This is a genomic window from Streptomyces telluris, assembly GCF_024519335.1.
GTDB classification, from domain to species: Bacteria; Actinomycetota; Actinomycetes; order Streptomycetales; family Streptomycetaceae; genus Streptomyces; species Streptomyces telluris.
On sequence record NZ_JANIID010000007.1, the window covers coordinates 226921 to 252471 of the forward strand.

The window sequence follows — 25551 nt, forward strand, 5'->3', positions numbered from 1 at the left end:
GGACTCCGGATCGTACGCCCTGTAGTGCGATTCCGCACTCTGCGTGATCACCGGGGTGATCGCCGGACGGGGCTGTCGGCGGGGTGCGGCACCATGGACCGGGTGAGCGAGGACGAGGAGCTTCCCGAGTACGCGGAACGTGTGCTGGCGGTCGCCGAGCAGATCCCACCCGGGCGGGTGATGACCTACGGGGACGTCGCCGAGTGGCTGGGCGAGGGCGGGCCCCGTCAGGTGGGGCGCGTCATGGCGCTCTACGGCGGCCCCGTGCCCTGGTGGCGCGTCGTCCGCGCGGACGGCGTCCTGCTGCCCGGCCACGAACTGCGCGCCCTCGCCCGCTACCGCGAGGAGGGCACGCCCCTGCGCGAGGCGGCGCGGTCGGCCGAGGGCCACGTCCCCCGGATCGCCATGGCACTCGCCCGCTGGGACGGCCGCGACCCCGGGGATGTGACTCCGCACACCTGACGGCACCCACCGCCCGCGGCCGCGGGGCCCGGGCGGACCCGGTCTCACCCGAACGGGTGAGACCGTTGAAGCCGTGCGCCGGCTCCCGCGACGCCCTGCGCCCCGGACGCCGCCTGGCGTAGCGTCGGGAACCGCCGTCACTCCCCGGCCTCCCGCCCCGCACGGCCGCACGACTCCCCGCACCCCCACCAGGACCGGCAACCCACGTGAGCTCCTTCCCGCCTTCCGGCTCGACCCGGCCGCAGCACCAGCAGGCACGGCACCCCTCCCCGGGCGCCTACCGCCTCGTGCGCACCCGGCCGGGCTCCACGGCCCTTCCTGAGCTGGACGCACGCCAGCGTGCCGTGGTTGAGCACGCCGGAGGGCCGCTGCTCGTGCTCGCGGGCCCCGGCACGGGGAAGACGACGACGCTGGTCGAGGCCGTCGCCGAGCGGGTGCGCCGGGGCACCCCGCCGGAGCGCATCCTCGTCCTCACCTTCAGCCGCAAGGCCGCCGTCGAGCTCCGCGACCGGATGGCCGCCCGGCTCGGCGCGGGCGCCGCCGCGCCCCAGGCCACGACCTTCCACTCGTACTGTTACGCCCTCGTCCGCGCCCACCAGGACGCCGACCTGTTCATCGACCCCCTGCGGCTGCTGTCCGGCCCCGAGCAGGACGCCGTCGTGCGCGAGCTGCTGGCCGGCCAGGCCGAGCTGGAGCGCGCCGGCCGCGCCCGCGTGCGCTGGCCCGACGAACTGCGCGCCTGCCTGACCACCCGCGGTTTCGCCGACGAGGTGCGCGCCGTCCTCGCCCGCAGCCGCGAGCTCGGCCTGGGCCCCGGCTCCCTCGGCGACTTCGCCGCCCGCACCGGGCGGCCCGACTGGGCGGCCGCCGCCTCCTTCCTCGCCGAGTACCTCGACCTGCTCGACCTGCGCGGCGTCCTCGACTACGCCGAGCTCGTGCACCGCGCCGTCCTCCTCGCCGAGCGCCCCGAGACCGCCGCCGAGCTGGCCGGCCGCTACGACGCCGTGTTCGTCGACGAGTACCAGGACACCGACGCCTCCCAGGTGCGGCTGCTGCGGGCGCTCGCCGGCGGCGGCCGCACCCTCGTCGCCTTCGGCGACCCCGACCAGTCGATCTACGCCTTCCGGGGCGCCGACATCAACGGCATCCTCGACTTCCCGGACGCCTTCCCCCGCCGCGACGGCGCCGCCGCCCCCGTCGAGGTCCTCACCACCTCGCGCCGCTCCGCCGCGGACCTCCTCGCGGCCACCCGCCTGCTCACCCGCCGGATGCCCCTCACCCGCCTCCCCGCGGACGCCGTCCGCGCGCACCGGGACCTCGCGGCCGTCCGCGAGGGCGGGCGCGTGGAGGCCTTCACGTACCCGACGGCGGGCGCGGAGACCGACAACATCGCCGACATCCTGCGCCGCGCGCACCTGGAGGACGGCGTCCCCTGGCACGAGATGGCCGTCCTCGTCCGCGCGGGCTCCCGCTCCATACCGGCCCTGCGCCGCGCCCTGACCTCGGCGGGCGTCCCGGTGGAGGTCGACGGCGACGACATCCCCCTGCGCCGGGAACCGGCGGTGGCACCGCTGCTGACGGCGCTGCGAGTGGTGGCGGAGGGCGTTGCGGAGGGCGGCGCGGCGGATGCTGCGGAGCCTGCGGGGCCCGCTGCCACCGACCCCGAGACCGCCCTCACCCTCCTCACCTCCCCCCTCGGCGGCATGGACGCCGCCGACCTCCGCCGCCTCGGCCGCGCCCTCAGGGACGAAGAGCGCGCCGCGGGCGAAGCCGTACCCCGTCCCTCCGACACCCTCATCGCCGAAGCCCTCGCCGAACCGGAGCGACTGGCCGTCCACGACCCCGCCTACGCCCGCGGCGCCCAGCGCCTGGGCGCCCTCCTCCGCGGCGCGCGCGAGATCCTCGCGGCCGGAGGCACCGCCGAAGAGGCCCTCTGGGCCCTCTGGGACGGCACCCCCTGGCCCGCCCGCCTGCAGCGCGCGGCGCACCGTGGCGGCGCGGCCGGCCGCAACGCCGACCGCGACCTGGACGCCGTCTGCGCCCTGTTCGAGACCGCCGCCCGCGCCGAGGAGCGCACCGGCGGCCGCGGCGCCCTGAACTTCCTCGACGAACTCGAGGCGCAGGACATCGCGGCCGACACCCTCACCCGCAGGGCCGTCCGCCCCGACGCCGTGCGCCTGATGACCGCCCACCGCTCCAAGGGCCTCGAATGGCGGCTCGTGGTCGTCGCGGGCGTCCAGGAAGGGCTCTGGCCCGACCTGCGGCGCCGCGGCTCGCTCCTGGAGGCCGACCGGATCGGCCGCGACGGCATCGCCGAGCCCCTCAGCCCCGGCGCGCTGCTGGCCGAGGAGCGCCGCCTGTTCTACGTGGCGGCCACGCGTGCGCGCGAGCGCGTGGTCGTCACCGCGGTCAAGGCCGCGGCCGAGGACGGCGACCAGCCCTCCCGGTTCCTGACCGAACTCGGCGTCGAGCCGGCCGACGTCACCCAGCGCCCGCGCCGCCCCCTGGCCGTCGCCGCGCTCGTGGCGGAGCTGCGCGCCACCACCGTCGACCCCGCCGCCTCGGACGCCCTGCGGGCCGCCGCCGCGGAACGGCTCGCCCGGCTCGCGGCGCTGCGCGACGAGGAGGGCCAGCCGCTCGTACCGTCCGCACACCCGTACCGCTGGTGGGGCCTGCACGAGCCGACCCACAGCGAGGTGCCGCTGCGCGACCGCACCCGGCCGGTCGCCCTGTCCGGTTCGGCCCTCGGCCAGCTGGGCACCTGCTCGCTGCAGTGGTACCTGGGCCGCGAGGTGAAGGCCGACGCGCCCGCCACCGCCGCCCAGGGGTTCGGCAACGTCGTGCACGTCCTCGCCGACGAGGTGGCCTCCGGCCGCACCCCCGCCGACCTCGCCGTGCTCATGGAGCGCCTCGACTCCGTCTGGGACGCGCTCGCCTTCGACGCCCCGTGGAAGTCGGCGCAGGAGAAGGAGAACGCCCGCGCGGCCCTGGAGCGCTTCCTGCGCTGGCACGTCATGGAGCGCGGCGGCCGGGCCCCCGTCGCCACCGAGCACGCCTTCGACGTCACCCTGAAGGCCGAGGACTACCTCGTGCGCATCCGCGGCTCCATGGACCGTGTGGAGGCGGACGACCACGGCCGCGCCTACGTCGTCGACTTCAAGACCGGCAAGGGCACCGTCTCCGCCAAGGAGGTCGAGCGCCACCCCCAGCTCGCCGTCTACCAGCTCGCCGTGGAGCACGGGGCCGTCGACGAGGTCTTCGACGGCGCCCGGCCCCGGTCCGGCGGCGCCGAGCTCGTCCAGCTGCGCCAGGGCGCGGCGAAGCGGGACGGCGGCGAGGCCGTGCCCAAGGTGCAGGGCCAGGAGCCGCTGGGCGAGGGCGAGTGGGTCGGCGGTCTGCTCGCCGAGGCGGCGGGCCGGGTCCTGGAGGAGCGGTTCGCCCCCCGCCCCGGCCAGCACTGCTCGCACTGCTCCTTCCGGGCCTCCTGCACGGCCCGGCCCGAGGGCCGGCAGATCGTCGAGTAGCCCGCCCTCGAAGAGAGCCAGGGAGACCGCTCTGACCTGCGGCGATGCCGATATGTCAGTGGCGGCCGTTAGCGTGGTGTGCCGTGACCCCGCGCCTGACCGACCCCGAGCAGCTCAAGGAGCTCCTCGGCATCCCGTTCACCCCGGAGCAGACGGCCTGCATCACCGCGCCGCCCGCCCCGCAGGTCATCGTGGCCGGCGCCGGGTCCGGCAAGACCACAGTGATGGCCGCGCGCGTGGTCTGGCTCGTCGGCACCGGCCAGGTCGCCCCCGAGCAGGTCCTCGGCCTCACCTTCACCAACAAGGCCGCCGGCGAGCTGTCCGAGCGCGTCCGCAAGGCCCTCGTCGCGGCCGGCGTCACCGACCCCGAGCCTGCCGTCGCCGACCCCGACCAGGCCCCCGGCGAGCCGCAGATCTCCACGTACCACGCCTTCGCCGGCCGCCTCCTGAAGGAGCACGGCCTGCGCATCGGTCTGGAGCCCGGCGCCCGCCTCCTCGCCGACGCCACCCGCTTCCAGCTCGCCGCCCGCGTCCTGCGCGGCTCCCCGGGCCCCTTCCCGGCGCTCACCCGCTCCTTCGCCGACCTCGTCGCCGACCTCCTGGCCCTCGACGGCGAGCTCGCCGAGCACCTCGTGCCCGCCGAGCGCCTCCGCGCCCACGACAGCGAGCTGCTCGCCGCCCTGGAGAGCGCCCGGCTCACCAACGCCGACCTGCGCAAGGTCCCCGAGACCGCCCGCGCCCGCCTCGAACTGCTGGAGCTCGTCGGCGGCTACCGCGCGGAGAAGCGCAAGCGCGACCTGCTCGACTTCGGCGACCAGATCGCCCTCTCCGCCGAGCTCGCCCGCAGCCGCCCCGAAGTCGGGCGGATCCTGCGCGAGCAGTTCGCCGTCGTCCTCCTCGACGAGTACCAGGACACCTCCGTCGCCCAGCGCCTCCTGCTCTCCGGCCTCTTCGGCGGCGGCACCGGCCACGCCGTCACCGCCGTCGGCGACCCCTGCCAGGCCATCTACGGCTGGCGCGGCGCCTCCGTCGCCAACCTGGACGACTTCCCGCAGCACTTCCCCTTCGCCGACGGCAGCCCCGCCCGGCGCTTCGCGCTCAGCGAGAACCGGCGCAGCGGCGGCCGCCTCCTCGACCTCGCCAACGGCCTCGCCGCCGAGCTGCGCGAGCGCCACGAGGGCGTCGAGGCCCTGCGCCCCGCCCCCGGCGCCGAGCGGGACGGCGTGGTGCGCTGCGCCCTGCTGCCCACCCACGCCGAGGAGCTGGAGTGGCTCGCCGACTCCCTCGCCCACCTGGTGCGCACCGGCACCCGCCCCGGCGACATCGCCGTCCTGTGCCGCACCGCGGCCGACTTCGCCCAGATCCAGGGCGCGCTCGTGCGGCGCGACCTGCCCGTCGAGGTCGTCGGCCTGTCCGGGCTGCTGCACCTGCCCGAGATCGCCGACCTCGTCGCCGTCTGCGAGGTCCTCCAGGACCCCGCCGCCAACGCCTCCCTGGTCCGGCTGCTGATCGGCCCGCGCTGGCGCATCGGCCCCCGCGACCTCGCGCTCCTCGGCCGCCGCGCCCGCACGCTCGTGCCCTACGGAAGCGCGGGCGGCGACCCCGAGCGCCGCCTCGCCGAGGCCGTCGAGGGCACCGACCCCGCCGAGACGGTCTCCCTCGCCGACGCGCTCGACACCTTCCTCGCCGCCGACGCCCCGGACGACGGCCTGCCCTTCTCGGCCGAGGCCCGCGTCCGCTTCGCCCGCCTCGCCGCCGAACTGCGCGACCTGCGCCGCTCCCTGGCCGACCCCCTCATGGACGTCCTCCACCGCGTCCTGGCCGTCACGGGCCTGGAGGTCGAGCTGTCCGCCTCGCCGCACGCCCTGGCCGCCCGCCGCCGCGAGACCCTCTCGCACTTCATGGACGTCGCCGCGGGCTTCGCCGCCGTCGACGGCGAGACCACCCTGCTCGCCTTCCTCGGCTTCCTGCGCACCGCCGCGCAGTACGAGAAGGGACTCGACAGCTCCCTCCCCGGAGGGGAGGACACCGTCAAGGTCCTCACGGCGCACAAGTCCAAGGGCCTGGAGTGGGATGTCGTCGCCGTCCCCGGCCTCGTCGAGCGCACCTTCCCCAGCGAGCAGTCCCGCGACTCCTGGACGGCCCAGGCCAAGGTCCTCCCGCACGCCCTGCGCGGCGACGCCGACACCCTGCCCGACGTCGGCGCGTGGGACGCCAAGGGCATGGGCGCCTTCAAGGCCGCCATGAAGGAACACCAGCGCATCGAGGAACTCCGCCTCGGCTACGTCACCTTCACCCGCCCCCGCTCCCTGCTCCTCGGCTCCGGCCACTGGTGGGGCCCCAGCCAGAAGAAGCCCCGCGGGCCGTCCGCGTTCCTCGAAGCCCTCCGCGCGCACTGCGAGGCCGGCCACGGCGAGATCGAGGCCTGGGCCGCCCCTCCGGAGGAGGACGCCGAGAACCCCGCGCTGCAGGAGGACGAGACCGACCGCTCCTGGCCGCTTCCCCTGGACCCGGACTCCCTCGCCCGCCGCCGCGCCGCGGCGGACGCGGTGCTCGCGCACCTGGAGCGACTGGAGAGCGGGGCCGCCGGAGCCGCCACGGGCACCGGTGCGTCGGCGCTCCCCGAGCCCGGCCCGGCCTACGACCCGGACTGGCCGCCCCCGCCGCCGGACGACGACGAGTACGACGCGTACGCACCGGAGCCGGACCCGCACGAGGACGAGCACCCGGCCGACCCGCACGCGTGGGAGGCCCTGCCGACGGCTCGCCCGGAGGCCGTCATGGGCGCCGGGGCGTACGAGGGCGATCGTGCTCCGCACGAGGACGACGCCGAGGACGAGCGGTTCGCCGACCCCGGCGCGTGGGACGCCCTGCCGGCGGCCCGTCCGGAGCCCGCCGCAGGCGGCCCCGTGCTGCCCGGGCCCCGGCGTGCACCCGGCGGCGCCCAGCCCGTACGGGACGATCACGCGTCCGCCCCGCCCGGCCCCGCGGGCGGGCTGCCCCACCCCGCGCCGGAGCCCGACGGGCTCCCGGCGTCCGTGCTCGCGCCCGAAGAGGCCCGCCTGGCCGCCTCCTGGGACCGGGATCTCGACGCCCTGGCGGGCGAGCTCCGCCGGGCACGCGCGCGTGAGCGCGACGTGCCCCTGCCCGCCTCGCTCAGCGCGTGGCAGCTGGTCCGGCTCGCCGCGGACCCCGACGGGTTCGCGCGCGAGCTCGCCCGGCCCATGCCGCGCCCGCCCCAGCCCGCCGCCCGCCGCGGCACCCGCTTCCACGCCTGGATCGAATCCCGCTTCGAGCCGCTGCCCCTGCCCCTGCTCGGCCCCGACGAGCTGCCCGGCGGCGCGGAGGACGACTTCGGCCCGGAGATCGCCGACGAGCAGGACCTCGCCGAGCTCAAGGAGGCCTTCGAGCGCACCCCGTACGCCCGCCGCGTCCCCCACCGAATCGAGGTGCCCGTCCAGCTCACCCTCGCGGGCCGGGTCGTCCGCGGCCGCATCGACGCGGTCTACCGCGACCGCGGCCCCGGCGGCGACACGTACGAGATCGTCGACTGGAAGACCAGCCGCGCCCACGACGCCGACCCCCTGCAGCTCGCGATCTACCGCGTCGCCTGGGCCGAGCAGCACGGGATCCCGCTGTCCTCGGTCACGGCCGCCTTCGTCTACGTGCGCGACGGCGAGACCGTCCGCCCGGACGGCCTCCCCGACCGTGCGGGGCTGGAGCGGCTCCTCCTGGGAGAGCACCCGTGAGCAGGCGTGATGACGGAAGGTGTGTCCGGCGGTACGCCGGGCCGGTCATGGTCACGCCGTGTGTCCGGATAGGCTCGACGGCATGAGCGAGACTCCGGACAGCGCCGTCCGCGCGTTTATCGAAGGCCACCGCGCCGCGTTCCTCGACGATCTCGTCGAGTGGCTCCGCATCCCCTCCGTCTCGGCCGACCCCGGCCGTTCCGGGGACGTGCGCCGCAGCGCCGAATGGCTGGCCGCGAAGCTCACGGAGACCGGTTTCCCGACCGCGGAGGTCTGGGAGACCGACGGCGCCCCGGCGGTGTTCGCCGAGTGGCCCTCGGGCGACGAAGGGGCCCCGACCGTCCTGGTCTACGGCCACCACGACGTCCAGCCCGCCGCCCGCGAGGACGGCTGGCACACCGAGCCGTTCGAGCCCGTCGTCAAGGACGGCCGGCTGTACGCCCGCGGCGCCGCCGACGACAAGGGCCAGGTCTTCTTCCACACCCTCGGCGTCCGCGCCCACCTGGCCGCCACCGGCCGCACGGCGCCCGCGGTCAACCTCAAGCTGCTCGTCGAGGGCGAGGAGGAGTCCGGCTCGGAGCACTTCGCGGACCTCGTCCGGGCCCGCGCCGACCGCCTCGCGTGCGACGCGGTCATCGTCTCCGACACCGGCATGTGGTCCGAGGACACCCCGACCGTCTGCACCGGCATGCGCGGCCTCGCCGACTGCCAGATCGACCTCTACGGCCCGGACCAGGACATCCACTCCGGCTCCTTCGGCGGCGCGGTGCCCAACCCCGCCATGGAGGCCGCCCGGCTCGCCGCCGGCCTGCACGACCGGAACCTCCGCGTGGCGATCCCCGGCTTCTACGACGGCGTCGTCGAGCTCACCGACCGCGAGCGCGAGCTCTTCGCCGAGCTGCCCTTCGACGAGAAGCGCTGGCTGCGCACCGCCCACTCGCACGCCCCTCTGGGCGAGGCGGGCTACAGCACCCTGGAGCGCATCTGGGCCCGCCCCACCGCCGAGGTCAACGGCATGGGCGGCGGCTACCAGGGCCCCGGCGGGAAGACCATCGTCCCGTCCACCGCCCAGCTGAAGCTGTCCTTCCGGCTCGTGGCGGGCCAGGACACCGACCACGTCCAGCAGGCCGTGCGCCGGTGGGTGGCCGACACCCTCCCGGACGGCATCCGCCACGAGATCACCTTCTGGGGCGCGACCCGCCCTTGCCTGACCCCGCTGGACCACCCGTATCTCCGGTCGGTCGTGCGGGCCATGGAGCGCGCCTTCGGGCAGAAGGTCCGCTTCACCCGCGAGGGCGGCTCCGGCCCCGCCGCGGACCTGCAGGACGTGCTCGGCGTCCCGGTGCTCTTCCTCGGCATCTCGGTGCCCTCGGACGGCTGGCACGCGCCGAACGAGAAGGTCGAGCTGGACCTCCTGATGAAGGGCGTCGAGACCTCCGCCCACCTGTGGTCCGACCTCGCGGCCGCGGGCGCGTCCGGGACGGGGCCCGGGGGAGGGCTCGCCGGCTAGTCCGCGCACCACAGACGACCATTCGCAGGGATTCGTAGGGGGAGTTGGAAGCAGCAGTGACCACCTGGACCGATCTCTCGGCCGCCCGGCCGATCACCCTCACCGCCGAGAGCGGCATCGACCGTGCCGCCCACCACCGCCTGGACGAGGCGTGGCTCGCCGCGGCCTGGAGCCACCCCTCCACGAGAGTCTTCGTGGTCTCCGGCGGCCAGGTGCTGATCGACGACACCCCCGACGGCCGCACCGAGCTCGTGATGACGCCCGCCTTCGAGGCGCCCGTCACCGAGACGCACCGCTACTTCCTCGGCGAGGACGCGGACGGCATCGCCTACTTCGCGCTGCAGAAGGACGCCCTGCCGGGCCGGATGGACCAGTCCGCGCGCCCCGCCGGGCTGCGCGAGGCCGGCCTGCTGCTCTCGCCGCGCGACGCCGGCCTGATGGTGCACGCGGTGGCCCTGGAGAACTGGCAGCGGCTGCACCGCTTCTGCTCGCGCTGCGGCGAGCGCACGGTCGTCGCGGCCGCCGGCCACATCCGCCGCTGCCCGGCCTGCGGCGCCGAGCACTACCCGCGCACCGACCCGGCCGTGATCATGCTGGTCACCGACGGGGACGACCGCGCGCTGCTCGGCCGCCAGATGCACTGGCCCGAGGGCCGCTTCTCCACGCTCGCGGGCTTCGTCGAGCCGGGGGAGTCGCTGGAGCAGGCGGTGCGGCGCGAGGTCGCCGAGGAGGCGGGCGTCGTCGTCGGGGACGTGGAGTACGTCGCGAGCCAGCCCTGGCCGTTCCCGTCCAGCCTGATGCTGGGCTTCATGGCGCGGGCCACGTCCTGCGACATCCAGGTGGACGGCGAGGAGATCCACGAGGCGCGCTGGTTCTCGCGCAAGGAACTGCGGGCCGCCTTCGCCTCGGGGGAGGTCCTGCCCCCGACCGGCATCTCCATCGCGGCCCGGCTGCTGGAGCTCTGGTACGGCGAGCCGCTGCCGCAGAGCCAGCCCTGAGGAACGCGTCACACACGCGCTCCGCACGGAGACGGCGAAGGCCCCGGTCCGCGGACCGGGGCCGTTCTGTCTCCGCGCCCGCGCGTCAGGACGCCAGGGCCTGCTTGACCTGGGCCAGGGACGGGTTGGTCATGGTGACCGGCGCGGCGCCGCTGAGCGGGTTCACCAGGACCGTCGGGACCGTCTGGTTGCCGTCGTTCGCCTTTTCCACGAAGGCCGCCGACTCGGCGTCGTGCTCGATGTTGATCTCGTTGTAGGCGATTCCCTCGCGGTCCAGCTGGCTCTTCAGCCGGCGGCAGTAGCCGCACCAGGTGGTGCTGTACATCGTCACGGTGCCCGACATTCGACCTCGTGCCCCTTCTCTCGTGTGGTGTTCCGGTCCGTTCCCGGTCGTGCCGTGGGTACCGATCCCGGTGTTGTTCCGGTGGTAGAACGTGCACCTGTCCACAGCCATTCCCGTATTCGTACGACTGCCGCGCCACCCCTGTGGACGGCATTCCCGGTCGCCCCCGCGAACCTGGCAGCATGGCGGGGTGACAGCAGCAACGCACTCCACCCTCTTCCCGCCGGTCCCGGACTCCCCGGACGCGGTGCTCGACGGGCTCGACCCCGAGCAGCGCGAGGTGGCGACGGCCCTGGGCGGCCCGGTGTGCGTGCTGGCCGGCGCCGGCACGGGCAAGACCCGCGCGATCACCCACCGCATCGCCTACGGCGTCCGGTCCGGAGTGCTCCAGCCCTCCAGCGTGCTCGCCGTCACGTTCACCAACCGCGCCGCCGGCGAGATGCGCGGCCGGCTCCGCCAGCTCGGCGCCGGCGGCGTCCAGGCGCGCACGTTCCACTCGGCCGCCCTGCGCCAGCTGCAGTACTTCTGGCCCAAGGCCGTGGGCGGGGACCTGCCGCGGCTGGCCGAGCGGAAGGTCCAGATCGTCGCCGAGGCCGCGGCCCGCTGCCGCATCCGCCTCGACCGCACCGAGCTGCGCGACGTCACCGGCGAGATCGAGTGGGCGAAGGTCACCCAGACCGTCCCCGAGGACTACCCGGCGGCCGCCGCCAAGGCGGGCCGCGACATGCCCCGCGACCCCGCCGAGACCTCCCGGGTCTACGCCGCCTACGAGGACCTCAAGCGCGACCGCGGCGTGATCGACTTCGAGGACGTCCTGCTGCTGACCGTCGGCGTCCTGCAGGACCGGCACGACATCGCCGAGACCGTCCGCCGCCAGTACCAGCACTTCGTCGTCGACGAGTACCAGGACGTCAGCCCCCTCCAGCAGCGCCTCCTGGAGCTGTGGCTGGGCGACCGGGACAGCCTGTGCGTCGTCGGCGACGCGAGCCAGACCATCTACTCCTTCACCGGCGCCACCCCCGACCACCTGCTGAACTTCCGCACCCGTCACCCGCACGCCACCGTCGTCAAGCTCGTCCGGGACTACCGCTCCACCCCCCAGGTCGTCCACCTGGCCAACGGCCTGCTCTCCCAGGCCCGCGGCCGGGCCGCCGAGCACCGCCTGGAGCTCGTCTCCCAGCGCGAGGCCGGCCCCGAGCCCGTCTACGGCGAGTACGCGGACGAGCCCGCGGAGGCCGAGGGCACCGCCCGCCGCGTCCGGGACCTCATCGACTCCGGGGTGCCCGCCAGCGAGATCGCGATCCTCTACCGCATCAACGCCCAGTCCGAGGTCTACGAGCAGGCCCTCGCCGACGCCGGGGTGCCCTACCAGCTGCGCGGCGCCGAGCGGTTCTTCGAGCGGCCCGAGGTGCGCGAGGCCGGGCTGCTGCTGCGCGGCGCCGCCCGAGCCGGCGGGGGCGACACCCAGCTCGCCGGCGCCGACGACGTCCCGTCCCAGGTGCGGGCCGTCCTGGGCACCCGCGGCTGGACGGCCGAGCCGCCCACCGGCTCGGGGGCGGTGCGGGACCGCTGGGAGTCCCTCGCGGCCCTCGTGCGCCTCGCCGAGGACTTCGTCCGGGCCAGACCGGACGCCAGCCTCGCCGATCTCGTCGCCGAGCTCGACGAGCGGGCGAGCGCCCAGCACGCCCCCACCGTCGAGGGTGTGACTCTCGCCTCACTTCACGCCGCCAAGGGCCTCGAATGGGACGCCGTGTTCCTCGTCGGCCTCGCCGAGGGCATGATGCCGATCACATACGCCAAGACGGACGAGCAGATCGAGGAGGAGCGCCGCCTCCTCTACGTCGGCGTCACGCGGGCCCGCCGTCACCTCTCCCTGTCCTGGGCGCTCTCCCGCACGCCGGGCGGCCGCCCCTCCCGGCGCCCCACCCGCTTCCTGAACGGCCTGCGGCCGGGCTCCGCGGCCGTCCGGCCCGGCCCCGGCTCTCCCGGCGGCACGGCGGGCATCGAGCGGGGTCCCGCCCGCCGCCGGCAGCGGGGCTCCGCCCGCTGCCGCGTCTGCGGCCGCACCCTGACGGATGCGGGCGAGATCAAGCTCATGCGCTGCGAGGACTGCCCCTGCGAGCTCGACGAGGCGCTCTACGAGCGGCTGCGCGACTGGCGCGCCGGGGAGGCCGGCCGGCTCGGCCAGCCCGCCTTCTGCATCTTCACCGACAAGACGCTGCTGGCCATCGCGGAGGCCGTTCCGGGAACCGAAGCGGAGCTTGCGCGCATCTCAGGGGTGGGAGGACGCAAGCTCGACTCGTTCGGTGCCGACGTCCTCGCACTGTGCGCAGGCACCTACCTGACGTCGGAAGACGCGTCCCAGGACGCGTCCGAAGAATCTCGCGAAAAATAGTTTGCGCACGCGGACGGCATACCCATAGCCTTCCGAGCACGGAGACAACGGCTCTTCCGGGAGCCGGCGGATCCGTGCTGTACTGAACCAGCTGTACTGAACTTAAAAGCCCGGACCTGTCCCGACAGGTCCCCGAAGACGCCGAGAGGAGGCGAGACCAATGATCAGCTTCAAGACCTGCAACAAAATGACCGATCGCCCGGTCATCGCCGCCCGTCCGCTCGGCTTCTCCTTCGACTCGCTCCGGGGCACCGGTCTGTCCGGCGCCGGTTTCGGTCCGATCAACGGCTCCGCCCTGATCGGCGAAACCTCCCTGATCAATGAGCGACCGACGAAGGCGTCCGCGGTAAAGGCAGCAGCATCGGCACAGGCCCAGGCCTATGCCCTTGCGGCGACGACCAGCGGCGCCGGATCCGTCAGCACGCAGCACCAGCACCAGCACCACACGATGTGGGCCTTCCGTGGGCTCGAACCCTGGAGAGATCCAGCCTGATCGGCATGATCAGGTCGGCACCTTCCAGGGCCGCGGAACCCACACCGGGATCCGCGGCCCTTTTGTTTGCCCCCTCGCCGAGGGGAACCAGCCCGGCCACAAGCCGGAACACAGACGAGGAAAAAGACACCGTGCAACTCAAGGCGCACACCCCGTCAGTAGCGACCGACCTGATCCCCCCGCCCGTCCCCACGGAGGACACCTTGACCCCCCTCACCGCCCTGACCGACCTCGACGACGCGATCGAGAACCTGGGCACCCCCGTCCCCTGCCGCAGCTACGACCCGGAGGTCTTCTTCGCCGAGTCGCCCGCGGACGTGGAGTACGCCAAGTCGCTCTGCCGGACCTGCCCGCTGCGCGAGGCCTGCCTCGCCGGTGCGATGGACCGCCGCGAGCCGTGGGGCGTCTGGGGAGGCGAGCTCTTCGTCCAGGGCGTAGTGGTGGCCCGCAAGCGGCCCCGTGGCCGTCCGCGCAAGAACCCGGTCGCCGCATGAACGTCTTCGGCACCATCGACCGCCCCACCACGCACGACCCCAAGAAGCAGGATCCGACGATGCACCGCCTCTCCGCCGAGTCCTTCGGCCCCGAAGTCCCCACCCGTGACGCCTTCAGCGCGATCGCCTCGCGCCAGAACAGGAACCTCGAAATGCAACTCATCCCAGAAGCCCTGGCCCGTGCCCATATGCACGAGCGACTGAGGGAGGCCGAGTCCGAACGCAGGGCCACTCGGCTGGCCGCCGCCCGGCGCATGCAGCGCCGCGCCGAGCGCGCCTCGATGCGCGCCCGCCGGGCCCTGGCCATGGCGGTCATGCACTGACCCGCCCCACCCTCGTCACCACCCCCGCGGGGCCGGATCCGAACGGACCGGCCCCGCGGGGCGTTCGGGTGCGTTGTGCCCTCCCGGCCCCTTCGCGGGGATATCGTCTGGGAGTGGACCAGAAGACGCATGAATCAGGGCAGTTGGACCCTGAGGCCACCGAGCCCGCCGAGACCATCACCTGCGCTCGCTGTGGCACCCCCGCCGACGGTGCGCCGCCGACCTGGACCTGTTCCTTCGAGAACGGCAGCCGCCGCTACTTCTGCGACGACTGCTCCCGGGCCAACATCAGATCCATCGAGGGCCGCCTCGACTCCTCCTGGTGGTGAAGCCGGGGCCCGGCCCCGTCACGCAGGCGTCTCGCGGCTCTCCTCTTCGGCCGCGGCGCCCGCCGCCGCGAAGCCGGGCACCCATGCCTCCATCTCCTCGCGCAGCCGCACGGTCGCGCCCAGCTGGCACAGCACCCCGATGGTGCTCATCGTCACGCGGTGTATCAGCAGATACGCCGGCGGCAGGTTGAGCTGGCGGGCCAGCTGGTACGCGGGGGAGCGGGGGTCGGCGATCCGCGTCGCCTGGGCGCGCATCCAGCCCCGGGTGAAGGTGAACTCCGCCGCCTGCGCCGGTTCGATGATCGGCAGCAGGTAGTCGAGGACGGCGCCCGGGTCCAGCTCGATCTCCGGCTTGACGAACCCCTCCTCCCGCAGCAGCTCGTGGACCGCCTCGGCCCGGCCGTCCAGCGTCAGCCGCAGTGCGGTCCCGATCTCCGGCGGGAGGCCCTGCGGCAGCCGGTCGACCGTGCCGAAGTCCAGCACGCCCAGCCGCCACTTCTCCGGCGGGCCGTCGGGGGCGTCCCCGGTGAGCAGCCGGAAATTGCCCGGATGCGGGTCGGCGTGCAGCAGCCCCGTGCGCGCCGCGCCCGAGAAGAGGAAGCGCGCCAGCAGCTGCCCCGCCCGGTCCCGCTGCTCCTGGGTGCCCTCCGCTATCACCTCGGACAGCGGCAGCCCTTCCATCCATTCGGTGACCAGCACTTGGTCGCCCTGGTGCACGACGGCCGGCACCACCACATCCGGATCGCCCGCGAACTCCTGCGCGTGCGCGGTCTGGGCCCGCGCCTCCAGGCCGTAGTCCAGCTCCTCGGAGACCCGGTCGCGCAGCTCTGAGATCAGCGGCTTGATGTCCATGCCCGGAACCAGCGGCCCCAGCAGTCTCGCGAACCGCCCCAGCTGGGTGAGGTCCGACAGCAGGGCCTCGCCCGCCCCCGGGTACTGCACCTTGACCGCGACCTTCCGGCCGTCGTGCCACACCGCCCGGTGCACCTGCCCGATCGAGGCGGCGGCCGCAGGGCGGTCGTCGAACTCCTCGAACAGATCCCGCCAGTCCTCGCCGAGCCGCTCCGCCAGGGCCGCGTGCACCGTCTTCACCGGCATGGGAGGGGCGGCTTCCTGAAGCTTGGTCAGGGCGGCCCGGTAGGGCCCGGCGATCTGCTCGGGAAGCGCCGACTCGAAGACCGACAGCGCCTGCCCCAGCTTCATCGCACCCCCCTTGAGCTGACCGAGCGTCGCGAAGAGCTGCTCTGCGGTGCGCTGCTGCAACTCCGTCGCGATCAGCTCCGCCGGCCGCCCCCCGATGCGCTTGCCGAGCCCCAGGGCAGTGCGCCCCGCGAACCCCAGTGGCAGCGCGGCCAACTTGGCGGTGCGCGTTACCGCCTTGCGGGGTAGATCAGACATTCGCCCCTCCAACTAGCTGAACAGCCACGCCGCGGACGGCGGTTACCTGCTCATTGTCCCGTGCGGTGACCCCGTGGCCGCGGCATACCCGGGATCCGGGGAACGCGCCGCGCCGCAGGGGCACCGCGGATGCGGCTCGACGGGCCGCGGGGACCAGGCCGGACCCGGCAGAGCCAGCTCCAGCCGCACCCCCGCGCTCGCCGGGGACCCACCGTCGAGGAAGGCCAGAGCCCGCGCCACGGTCAGCCCCGCCACAACCGTGGCCAGTGCCATGTCGCACGACGGTACCCCCGAGCCGCGGCCGGACCTCCACTGGGCGAGCATCCGGGGCCAGGCCGGGTCGCGGCCGGCCCGCCCCAGCTCGATGCAGCCCGCGCACGCCGTCCCGCCGGGGAGCACCAACGGCCCCACCAGCCCGGTGGCTTCCAGCACCCCCGCGAACAGGTGCGGCGTACCCGATGCGAGGAGCTCCTGCGAGGAGCCGGGGTCGGGCGCGTAGGCCGCGAGGCCGTCCCGCGGGGCGAAGACCACCAGCGCCAGCGGCGGCTCCGGCTCGCCGCCCCGCCGGGGCCTGCGCCGCACCCCCGGCGCCGCCGCCCGCACGGCCCGCCGCGCCGCGACCTCCCGCCGCTCCCCGGTCCGCGCGGCGTCCGTCCCGCCGGGCCCCGCGTCCCACGGCTCCACGCAGCCGCCGTCCATCACGTCGACGCGGCCCACCCCCGACGCCGACAGCAGCGCCGCGACGGCCGCGCCCACCCGCCCGGCGCCCCGCACCTGCACCCGCATGGCCTGCCGTGCCGCCATCAGCCGCATCGCCTCGCCCGGCCCCGGGTGCAGCACGGACAGCGAGGCCAGGTCGGGCCGCAGCCGGTCCAGCGCCGGCCCCGTCTCCCGCAGGGCCGCAGCGGCCTCCCCGCCCCCGCGCACGTCATCGAGCAGCCCCGCCGCGGTAAGCCGCTCCACCAGGGCGTCCGCCCGTCCTTCGGGCAGCCCCACGGCTCTCGCCTCCTCGCGCAGGAGCGGCATGCCGCGCGTGCCGTCGAGCAGGGTCAGGAAGCTGCCCGTGGCCGTGTCCACCGGACCCACCGTCACGGCGTGGGCCGGGGCCACCCCGAACTGGACGGTGTCGCGATTGCGCCAGCTGCGCCGCAGCGCGGGCTTGAGCACGGGATGCGCGGACATGCCCGGCTCAGAGCTTTCCTCCGTGATCGTCCCCTGTGCGGCCGTCCCCTGCGTGGCTGCCTTCTGCACGGTTCCCCCCTCGGTCGGCATGGCCGTCCCCCTCGATCGGCCTTCAGCATGGACCGTTCGCGTGGTCACCGTGAGAAGTTGTCCACAAGCACGGTGTGATGGTCGTACAAGCTCGGTCCCCTTGGGTCTTTGGGCCCGACAAGGAGTGATGGGCGGGACTTCACGCGCCGCCAGCCGGTAACGTCGGGGCCGTGCCCGTCGACCCTCTGCACAGTGCCGCACGACCGCGCAGTGCTCCCAGCCCGCTCACCGGCGGTGCCGAGCCCGGAGCGGTCGAGGTCCGACGGAGCGCGCGCCGCCGCAGGACGGTCTCCGCGTACCGGGAGGGGGACCGCACCGTCGTCCTCATCCCCGCCCGCATGTCGGAGGCCGAGGAGCAGCGCTGGGTGACGGTGATGCTCGACAGGCTGGCGGCGCAGGAGAGCAAGCGGATGCTCGGCGACACCGAGCTCGCCGAGCGGGCCGCGCGCCTGTCCGCGCAGTACCTGGACGGCCGGGCCCGCCCCGCGACCGTCCGCTGGGTCACCAACCAGAACACCCGCTGGGGCTCGTGCACCCCCACCGAGGGCAGCATCCGCCTCTCGCACCGGCTGCAGGGGATGCCCGAATACGTCCTCGACTACGTACTCCTGCACGAGCTGGCGCACCTGCTCGTCCCCGGCCACGGCCCCGGCTTCTGGCGGCTCCTCGAGGCCTACCCGCGCACCGAGCGCGCCCGCGGCTACCTCGAAGGTGTGGTGGCCGCCGACAGGTTGCCGCACCTCCCCGCAGCGCGCGGCGAATGAGCCCGGCCCGGCTCCGGCGGGCCCCCGAGGGGGACACGGCCGGTCCGGAGTCGGTCGAACCAGCCCTCAGCCGTTAGCCTGACGCAACGCATTCATCACACGTTTTCATCGCACGTTCGGATGGGGGACGGTCGTTACGCATGGCCAGGGAATTCCAGCGCGGCCACAAGGCCAAGATCAGTGACCTGACGGCGGGGACCGATCTGTACGTGGGAGTGCAGATCGCGGGCCCCGGCCTGACCTTCGACATCAGCTGTTTCGGCCTCGACGCCGCGGAGCGGCTCTCGGACGACCGGTATTTCGTCTTCTTCAACCAGCCCAAGTCGCCCGAGGGCGCCATTCAGCAGCTCGGGGCGCAGGCCGGGGACACGGAATCCTTCCGCGTCACCCTCGACCAGATCCCCGCGCACATCCAGCGGCTCTCTTTCACGGCCACCCTCGACGGCGCGGGCCAGATGTCACAGACGGCACCCGGCTATCTCCGTATCGTCGCCGGCGGACAGGAAGTCGCGCGCTACTCCTTCACCGGGGCCGAATTCAGCACCGAACGCGCGGTGATGCTCGGTGACATCTACCTGAAGGACGTCTGGCGCTTCGCCGCGGTCGGGCAGGGCTTCGACGGCGGACTGGAGGCACTGCTCCAGCACTTCGGCGGCGAGGTGCTCGAAGAGGAGCCCGAGCCCCAGGCGCAGGCTCCGGCCGCACCCGCGCCCGCGCCCGCCGCGGCGCCCGCCTTCGCCCCTCCGCAGCAGGCGGGCCCGCCCCCGGCCTTCGCCGCGCCCGGGGCGCAGCCCCCCGCGCCCGTACCGCCCCAGGCCCCCGCTCCGGCCCCGGCGCCCGCAGCCCACCAGGCCCCCACGCCGCCGCCCCACCAGGGCTTCCCGCCCCCGCCCGGCAGCACCCCGCCGCCGGCGCCGCCCGCCGGGCAGGTGCACGCCGCGCAGACCCTGGCCGCGCCGATCGCCCCTCCGGGCTTCTTCAACAGCCCCGGAGCCTCCACCGGCGGCCAGTTCACCCCGCCCCCGCCCGGTCCGCCCGGAATCCCCGGCCAGCCGGGCCCGTACGGCCAGCAGCAGCCCGCCCCGTACGGCCAGCCGCCGCAGCAGCCCTACGGTCAGCCCGGCCAGCAGCCGTACGGCCAGCCGCCCCAGGTGCCCCAGCAGAACGCGCCCTACCCCGGCCAGCCGCACCCCGCGCCCCAGCACGGGCAGCCCTTCCCGGGCCAGCCCGGCCAGCAGGCCTACGGCCAGCCGGCTGCCGCGGCGGGCGTCCAGGCGGCGCTGCAGAAGTACCGGGAGGCCCCCACCGGCCAGCGCTGGACCCAGCAGAACCCCAAGCTCGTCCGCGTCGACCTCGGCGTCGACGGCCAGCCCGTGCTCGCCCGCCAGGGCAGCATGGTGCTGTACCAGGGCAAGGTCGACTTCGGCTACAAGGGCGCCGGCTTCGCCGGCCGCATCGTGGGCAACGCCACCGGCCAGGAGCTGCAGCTGATGCGCTGCTCCGGGCGCGGGCAGGTCTTCCTCGCGGAGAACTCCGCCCACGTGCACCCCATCGAGCTCCAGGGCGACGCCATCTGCGTCTCCGCGGAGTCGGTGCTCGCCTTCGACGAGTCGCTGCAGCACGAGGTCCGCCGGATCGAGGGCCACGGCATCCCCGGCGGCGCCCTGTTCACCATGCAGTTCCAGGGCCACGGCACCGTCGTCGTCAAGACCCACGGCATCCCCGTCGTGCTGCCGGTCACCCCGTCGACCTACGCGGACAGCAACGCCGTCATCGCCTGGTCCGCGGGCGCCCAGGTGATCATCTCCAGCCAGGTGCGCCTGCGCCGCAGCTCCTACCCGGGGCACAGCGGAGAAGCCGTGAACCTCCAATTCCGGGGCGCTCCCGGCAATTTCGTCGTCGTCCAGCCCTACGAGGTCTGAGGGACCAGCGAAGACCATGAACCAGACACCGATCCAGGGCTACGCCCCCACCCCCGTCACCGCCCGCATGGAGAACCACGGCAGCAGCATGCTGAAGGTCGCCATGCAGACCGGCCAGGACCTCTTCGCCCGCACCGGCTCGATGGTCGCCTACGAGGGCTACGTCCAGTACGACCCGAACCCGCCCGCGGTCCGCCAGATGGCCTCCCAGTGGCTCACCGGCGAGGGCGTGCCCCTCATGCGCTGCCACGGCGACGGCCTGCTCTACCTCGCCGACTACGGGGCCGACGTGGTCTGCCTCCAGCTCAACGGCGACTCCCTCTCCGTCAACGGCACCAACGTCCTCGCCTTCGACGCCCACCTCCAGTGGGGCGTGGAGCGCGTCAAGGGCATGGCGAAGTTCGCCGGGCAGGGCCTGTTCAACGTCGGCATCAGCGGCACCGGCTGGGTCGCCCTGACCTCCCGCGGCACCCCCATCGTCGTGGACTGCGGGCGCGGCGACGACGAGACCTACGTCGACCCCGACGCGCTCGTCGCCTGGTCCAGCAACCTCCGGATGAAGGGCAAGCGCAGCTTCAAGGCCTCCTCGCTGATCGGCCGGGGCAGCGGCGAGGCCTACCAACTGGGCTTCTCCGGCGAGGGCTTCGTGGTCGTACAGCCCAGCGAGGACAGCACCGACCGGCTCCGGGCCCGGGGCTGAGGGGGAACGAGGACATCATGCAGAGCCCGCTTTTCGGCTACACCGAGGCCCAGACGCAGGACCGCTACGCCCTGCAGAACCCGCAGATGCTGCGCGTCTCCCTCACCGGCCACGACGACGTCCTCGCCCGCAAGGGCTCGATGGTCGCCTACCAGGGCCTGATCGAGTTCGACGGCGAGTACCAGACCCGCGGCCAGCAGACCGCCCGCGCCCACACGGGCGAGGGCCTGGACCTGATGCGCTGCTCGGGCCAGGGCACGGTCTACTTCGCCAACCTGGCCCAGCACGTCCACGTGGTCGACGTCGACCGCGACGGGCTGACCGTGGACGGCGCCTACGTGCTCGCCCTGGACTCCACGCTGCACTGGGAGGCCATCGCAGTCGACAGCCAGTACGGCATCTCCGGCACCGGCGCCTACCAGCTCAACATCAGCGGCCAGGGCAAGGTCGCGCTGATGACCTCCGGCGAGCCCCTGATGCTCCAGGTCACACCCGACCGGGTCGTCAGCGCCGACGCCGACGCCGTGATCGCCTGGTCGACGTCCCTGCGCGTGCAGATGCAGGCCCAGACGTCGTCCTCGGGCGTGTGGCGGCGGCGCGGCAGCACGGGGGAGGGCTGGGAGCTGAGCTTCGCCGGCCACGGCTACGCCCTCGTCCAGCCCAGCGAGCTCCTGCCGCCCCAGGGTGCCGAGATCGGCCAGGGCCTCATGGCCCAGTACGGCGTCGGCCAGCAGGGTGCGCACGGCCGCAACCAGGGCAACATCTGGTCCTGAGCCCGGCCGCCCGGAGGGGCGGCGCACAGGTAAGGGGCGGTCACCATGGGTGACCGCCCCTTACCCCTGCCCTGCGCCGACGCCGCCCGGCGAGGGCGCATCAGGCTCTTACAGCCGCTCCAGCGTGCGCCGCATCAGCTGCACGACCGAGTCGTCGGCGACCTCGCCCACCTCGGCGTACGGGAACCAGCGCAGGTCCAGGGACTCGTCGCTGATGGCCGCCGTCGCACCCGCGGGCACCAGGGCCGCGTACTGGACGTCCAGGTGCCAGTTGCAGGGCGAGGGGATCGGGTGCCGGTCGAGCCGCACGGGGCCGCCCGGCAGCAGCGTCAGCCCGGCGATCCCGGACTCCTCCGTGGCCTCCCGCAGGGCCGCCGCCTCGACCGTCGTGTCACCGGGCTCGCAGTGGCCGCCCATCTGCAGCCACATCCGCAGCTTGCGGTGGAGCGTGAGCAGCACCTGCCCGCGCGAGGGGTCGATCACCAGGGCGCTCGCCGTGACGTGACCGGCCTCACAGGGCTTCCACATGCCGTCCGGGTGGGACGCCAGGTGGTCCAGGTAGAGCCCGCGCAGCTCCTCCTGGTCCGCGTACTCCTTCAGGACGCGGACCGCATCCTCGTGCAGGCTCACTTCTTGTCGTCGCCTTCGCCCTCGGGCCTGCCCTTGCCGTCCTGGCCGCCCTTCTCGCCCCTGGCCGCCTCGCCGAGCATCTTGTCGATCTCGGAGAAGTCCAGGTGCTCGCGGTGGACGAAGCCGTCCGGGTCGTCCAGGTCGGCCGCCGTGGGCAGCATGTCCGGGTGCTCCCAGAGGGCGTCACGGCCCTCCGGGCCGCGCGCGTCCGCCAGGGAGGCCCACAGCCGGGAGGCGTCCCGCAGGCGGCGCGGGCGCAGCTCCAGGCCGATCAGCGTGGCGAAGGTCTGCTCGGCCGGGCCGCCGGAGGCGCGCCGCCTGCGCAGCGTCTCGCGCAGGGCGCCGGCCGACGGCAGGTGCGGGGCGGCGGCCGCGTGCACGACGGCGTCCACCCAGCCCTCGACGAGCGCCAGGGCGGTCTCCAGGCGGGCCAGGGCCGCCTTCTGCTCCGGAGTGTCCTCCGGCTGGAACATGCCCTGCTGGAGGGCGTCCTGCAGCTGCTCGGGGTGGGTGGGGTCGAGCTGGCCGACCACGTCCTCCAGCTTGGAGGTGTCGACCTTGATGCCGCGCGCGTAGCCCTCGACGGCACCGAAGAGGTGCGAGCGCAGCCACGGCACGTGCGCGAAGAGGCGCTGGTGGGCGGCCTCGCGCAGGGCCAGGTAGAGCCGGACCTCGTCCTGCGGGACGCCGAGGCCCTCGCCCAGCGCCGCGACGTTCACCGGGAGCAGCGCGGCCTTGCCCGCGGGGCCCAGCGGCAGGCCGATGTCGGTGGAGCCGACCACCTCGCCCGCCAGCACGCCCACGGCCTGGCCGATCTGCGTGCCGAACATGGCGCCGCCCATGGAGCGCATCATGCCGAGCAGCGGGCCCGCCATGGCCTGCATCTCCTCGGGCAGGACGTCGCCCATGGCCGCGCCCACGCGCTCGGCCACGGGGTCCACGAGCTCCTTCCACACCGGGAGGGTCGCCTCGACCCACTCGGCGCGGCTCCAGGCGACCGCCGTGCCCGAGCCCGACGGCAGCGACGTCGCGCCGTCCAGCCACAGGTCGGCCAGGCGCACGGCCTCCTCGACCGCGCTCCGCTCGCCGGAGGTGACGCTGGCGTCCTTGGTGCCGTCGGCGGTGCCCTGCGCGACGGTCTGGCGAGCGATGTCCTTGGCCATGTCCCAGTTCACCGGGCCGCCCTCGTAGGAGAGCATCTGCCCGAGCTGCTGGAAGGCCGCGCCGAGGTCGCCCGGGTTCATGCCGCCGCCGAACATCGCGGCGAAGGGGTTGTCCCCCGCGCCGCCCGGCCCGCCGAACCCGAACGGATTCGCAGGCCCCTGGCCGCCCCGGCCCTCGCCCTTCTTCTTGCCGTCGCCGCCGTTCTCCGGCTCCTCCGGCGGAAGATTGAATCCGAATGGGGTGTCACTCACGGGTTTCCTCGGCTCGTAGGGCCGCCGGCACAGGACCGGCGGCGAATGCCCGACATCACCACCAGCCTAGACACCTCACCGGTATCCGGGCTTGGTGCTTCGCCGACCCGGGGCCTGCGGCAGGATGGACGTCACCTGGTCCGTACGCGTCATCTCTCGTACGTACTGAAGACAACCGCTGGAGACGCCCGGTGAGTTCCCCCGACCCAGAAGTTCGCGCAGCGCGAAACGGTTCCGCGCGAGACAGTACGAGCCCGCACGGCGGCCGAAGGCCCGTCGTGGCGGTCACCGGTGCCGCCCGCGGCGTCGGCGCCCTGCTCACGCAGCGGCTCGCCGTGTCCGAGCACATCAAGCAGGTCGTGGCCATCGACGAGCGCCGCGGCGACGTGACCGAGGCGCAGTGGCACGTGCTCGACGTCCGCGACCCGGCGATCGCCGAGAAGCTGCGCGGCGCCGACGTCGTCGTGCACCTCGCGCTCGACCTCGACCTGGAGACCGACGAGGCCGCCCGCACCGCCTACAACGTGCGCGGCACCCAGACCGTCCTGACGGCCGCCGCGGCCGCCGGAGTGCACCGCGTGGTGCTGTGCACCTCCGCGATGGTCTACGGGGCCCTGCCCGACAACGACGTGCCGCTCGCCGAGGACGCCGAGCTGCGCGCCACCGCCGAGGCCACCGGCGTCGGCGACCTGCTGGAGATCGAGCGGCTCGCCCGCCGGGCGCCGCGCGCCCACCCCGGCCTGAACGTCACGGTGCTGCGGCCCGCCGTCCTCGTCGGAGGCACCGACACCGCCCTGACCCGCTACTTCGAGTCGCCCCGCCTCCTGGTCGTCGCCGGATCCCGGCCGACCTGGCAGTTCTGCCACGTGGAGGACCTGGTCAGCGCCCTGGAGTTCGCCGCCCTGGAGAAGGCCGAGGGCGAGCTCGCGGTGGGCTGCGACGGCTGGCTGGAGCAGGAGGAGGTCGAGGAGCTCTCCGGCATCCGCCGCATGGAGCTGCCCTCCGCGGTCGCCCTCGGGGCGGCCTCCCGGCTGCACCGGCTCGGCCTGACGCCGTCGCCCGCGGGCGACCTCGAGTACACGATGCACCCGTGGGTCGTCAGCGGGAGCCGGCTGCACGAGGCCGGCTGGCGGCCGCGCTGGACGAACGAGGAGGTCCTCGCCGAGCTGCTGGAGGAGGTCTCCGGCCGGCACACGGTCGCGGGCCGCCGCCTGGGCCGCAAGGACGCCACCGCCGCGGGCGCCGCGGGGGCGACCGTGGCACTGCTGGGCACCGCCGCGCTGGTCCGTCGCGCCCGCAAGGCGCGCCGCCGCCTCTAAGGGGGCCCGGGCGGGGGCCCGGGGCTTGGAGGACCGTCCACGGACCGTCTCGTACGGCTGTTTGAAAGGCCGGTCCTCGCCCACGCCCTCCGTACGGCACGATGGGGGACATGGCCCGTACGTACGATCACCCCGGCGAGCTCGCCGCGACGGATCCGGTCCGCCTTCTGGCGGTCCGCGACACCCCCCTGTCCGTGGACGAGGTCTTCGCCGCGGTCGGTGACCACGCCGCAGGGGGCACGGCGCTCTTCGTGGGCACCGTGCGTGACCACGACGGCGGCGCCGGCGTCCGCGGGCTCGGCTATTCCGCCCACCCCACCGCCGAGGCGGAGCTGCGCCGCGTGGCCGAGAAGGTCGCGGCGGACTTCCCGGTGCGGGCGCTGGCGGCCGTGCACCGGGTGGGCGATCTGGAGATCGGTGACCTGGCCGTCGTCGTGGCGGTCTCGTGCCCGCACCGGGCGGAGGCGTTCGAGGCGTGCCGGCGGCTCATCGACGACCTCAAGCGCGAGGTCCCGATCTGGAAGCACCAGGTGTTCCAGGACGGCACGGAGGAGTGGGTGGGTGCTTAGAACGGGGGCGTCCTGGGGGCACTTCCAGCGCTAGCCGTAGGCGGCGGCCGGGGACTCCTGAAGGATCACTTCCGGTTGCGTAACCGGCCCCCTGACGCGAGCGTTGACTGTACGAAAGACTAATCTGCTCATCGGTCTTTTCAGTGGTGGTGTCCGGGGGTCGGAGGTC

The 25551-nt window shown here is 74.3% G+C and carries 21 protein-coding genes; 16 read left to right on the plus strand and 5 right to left on the minus strand.

Annotated features, from left to right (window positions below):
• Window positions 1–93 precede the first annotated feature (93 nt).
• The 5 genes from NQU55_RS11075 (at window position 94) to nudC (ending at window position 10243) form a co-directional block, all read left to right on the plus strand.
• On the plus strand, window positions 94–462 hold the full coding sequence (locus NQU55_RS11075) for an MGMT family protein (RefSeq protein WP_240976331.1): 369 nt from the start codon (window positions 94–96) through the stop codon (window positions 460–462).
• A 206-nt stretch (window positions 463–668) separates the two neighbouring features.
• A complete protein-coding gene (locus tag NQU55_RS11080; protein ID WP_168092691.1) occupies window positions 669–3986 on the plus strand; it encodes an ATP-dependent helicase in 3318 nt (1105 codons plus the stop codon).
• 83 nt (window positions 3987–4069) lie between these two features.
• On the plus strand, window positions 4070–7735 hold the full coding sequence (locus tag NQU55_RS11085) for a UvrD-helicase domain-containing protein (RefSeq protein ID WP_256790384.1): 3666 nt from the start codon (window positions 4070–4072) through the stop codon (window positions 7733–7735).
• Between the two features lie 82 nt (window positions 7736–7817).
• The gene (locus NQU55_RS11090; protein ID WP_168096275.1) at window positions 7818–9245 is read left to right on the plus strand and encodes a dipeptidase; all 1428 of its coding nucleotides are present in this window, start codon (window positions 7818–7820) and stop codon (window positions 9243–9245) included.
• Between the two features lie 56 nt (window positions 9246–9301).
• Complete coding sequence (nudC, locus tag NQU55_RS11095) at window positions 9302–10243, plus strand: NAD(+) diphosphatase (protein WP_168096274.1); 942 nt, start codon at window positions 9302–9304, stop codon at window positions 10241–10243.
• 85 nt (window positions 10244–10328) lie between these two features.
• Here the strand turns inward: nudC and NQU55_RS11100 are convergent, their stop codons facing one another.
• A complete protein-coding gene (locus NQU55_RS11100) occupies window positions 10329–10586 on the minus strand; it encodes a mycoredoxin (protein WP_058046142.1) in 258 nt (85 codons plus the stop codon).
• A gap of 190 nt (window positions 10587–10776) precedes the next feature.
• Between NQU55_RS11100 and NQU55_RS11105 the strand changes: the two genes are divergently transcribed.
• From NQU55_RS11105 to NQU55_RS11125, 5 genes are all read left to right on the plus strand, one after another.
• The gene (locus NQU55_RS11105) at window positions 10777–12981 is read left to right on the plus strand and encodes an ATP-dependent DNA helicase UvrD2 (RefSeq protein ID WP_256790387.1); all 2205 of its coding nucleotides are present in this window, start codon (window positions 10777–10779) and stop codon (window positions 12979–12981) included.
• A gap of 160 nt (window positions 12982–13141) precedes the next feature.
• Window positions 13142–13474, plus strand: a complete 333-nt coding sequence (locus NQU55_RS11110) for a hypothetical protein (protein WP_168096203.1) — start codon at window positions 13142–13144, stop codon at window positions 13472–13474.
• A gap of 131 nt (window positions 13475–13605) precedes the next feature.
• Window positions 13606–13968, plus strand: coding sequence for a WhiB family transcriptional regulator (locus NQU55_RS11115; RefSeq protein ID WP_030366211.1), 363 nt, complete (start codon window positions 13606–13608; stop codon window positions 13966–13968).
• Window positions 13965–14291, plus strand: a complete 327-nt coding sequence (locus tag NQU55_RS11120) for a putative WhiB-interacting protein (RefSeq protein ID WP_168096204.1) — start codon at window positions 13965–13967, stop codon at window positions 14289–14291. Before NQU55_RS11115 ends, NQU55_RS11120 begins: the two co-directional genes overlap by 4 nt.
• A gap of 143 nt (window positions 14292–14434) precedes the next feature.
• Complete coding sequence (locus tag NQU55_RS11125; protein WP_168096205.1) at window positions 14435–14620, plus strand: hypothetical protein; 186 nt, start codon at window positions 14435–14437, stop codon at window positions 14618–14620.
• An 18-nt stretch (window positions 14621–14638) separates the two neighbouring features.
• Here NQU55_RS11125 and NQU55_RS11130 read toward each other — a convergent pair whose 3' ends face one another.
• Both NQU55_RS11130 and NQU55_RS11135 read right to left on the minus strand, forming a co-directional pair.
• Window positions 14639–16018, minus strand: coding sequence for an ABC1 kinase family protein (locus NQU55_RS11130; RefSeq protein ID WP_256790388.1), 1380 nt, complete (start codon window positions 16016–16018; stop codon window positions 14639–14641).
• A gap of 42 nt (window positions 16019–16060) precedes the next feature.
• Window positions 16061–17200 (minus strand): ThiF family adenylyltransferase, encoded by a 1140-nt coding sequence (locus NQU55_RS11135; protein WP_168094114.1) that lies wholly within the window; start codon window positions 17198–17200, stop codon window positions 16061–16063.
• Between the two features lie 260 nt (window positions 17201–17460).
• Between NQU55_RS11135 and NQU55_RS11140 the strand changes: the two genes are divergently transcribed.
• The 4 genes from NQU55_RS11140 to NQU55_RS11155 all read left to right on the plus strand — a co-directional run bounded on the left by NQU55_RS11140 (window position 17461) and on the right by NQU55_RS11155 (window position 21449).
• Window positions 17461–18054: a SprT-like domain-containing protein gene (locus NQU55_RS11140; RefSeq protein WP_168094115.1), complete on the plus strand. Its 594-nt coding sequence runs from the start codon at window positions 17461–17463 to the stop codon at window positions 18052–18054.
• Window positions 18055–18194: 140 nt separating this feature from the next.
• Window positions 18195–19976 (plus strand): TerD family protein, encoded by a 1782-nt coding sequence (locus tag NQU55_RS11145; protein ID WP_168094116.1) that lies wholly within the window; start codon window positions 18195–18197, stop codon window positions 19974–19976.
• A gap of 16 nt (window positions 19977–19992) precedes the next feature.
• Window positions 19993–20676: an AIM24 family protein gene (locus NQU55_RS11150; protein WP_168094117.1), complete on the plus strand. Its 684-nt coding sequence runs from the start codon at window positions 19993–19995 to the stop codon at window positions 20674–20676.
• 17 nt (window positions 20677–20693) lie between these two features.
• Window positions 20694–21449, plus strand: a complete 756-nt coding sequence (locus NQU55_RS11155) for an AIM24 family protein (protein ID WP_168094118.1) — start codon at window positions 20694–20696, stop codon at window positions 21447–21449.
• A gap of 108 nt (window positions 21450–21557) precedes the next feature.
• Here NQU55_RS11155 and NQU55_RS11160 read toward each other — a convergent pair whose 3' ends face one another.
• Together NQU55_RS11160 and NQU55_RS11165 are read right to left on the minus strand one after the other, a co-directional pair.
• Window positions 21558–22079, minus strand: coding sequence for an NUDIX hydrolase (locus tag NQU55_RS11160; protein WP_168094119.1), 522 nt, complete (start codon window positions 22077–22079; stop codon window positions 21558–21560).
• A complete protein-coding gene (locus tag NQU55_RS11165; RefSeq protein ID WP_168094120.1) occupies window positions 22076–23494 on the minus strand; it encodes a zinc-dependent metalloprotease in 1419 nt (472 codons plus the stop codon). Before NQU55_RS11165 ends, NQU55_RS11160 begins: the two co-directional genes overlap by 4 nt.
• Window positions 23495–23685: 191 nt before the next feature.
• Here NQU55_RS11165 and NQU55_RS11170 point away from each other — a divergent pair, with 191 nt between their 5' ends.
• Together NQU55_RS11170 and NQU55_RS11175 are read left to right on the plus strand one after the other, a co-directional pair.
• A complete protein-coding gene (locus NQU55_RS11170) occupies window positions 23686–24813 on the plus strand; it encodes an SDR family oxidoreductase (protein ID WP_168094121.1) in 1128 nt (375 codons plus the stop codon).
• A 101-nt stretch (window positions 24814–24914) separates the two neighbouring features.
• Entirely contained in the window at window positions 24915–25382 is a 468-nt protein-coding gene (locus tag NQU55_RS11175) for a molybdenum cofactor biosynthesis protein MoaE (protein ID WP_168094122.1), read from the plus strand.
• The last annotated feature ends 169 nt before the right edge of the window (window positions 25383–25551 follow it).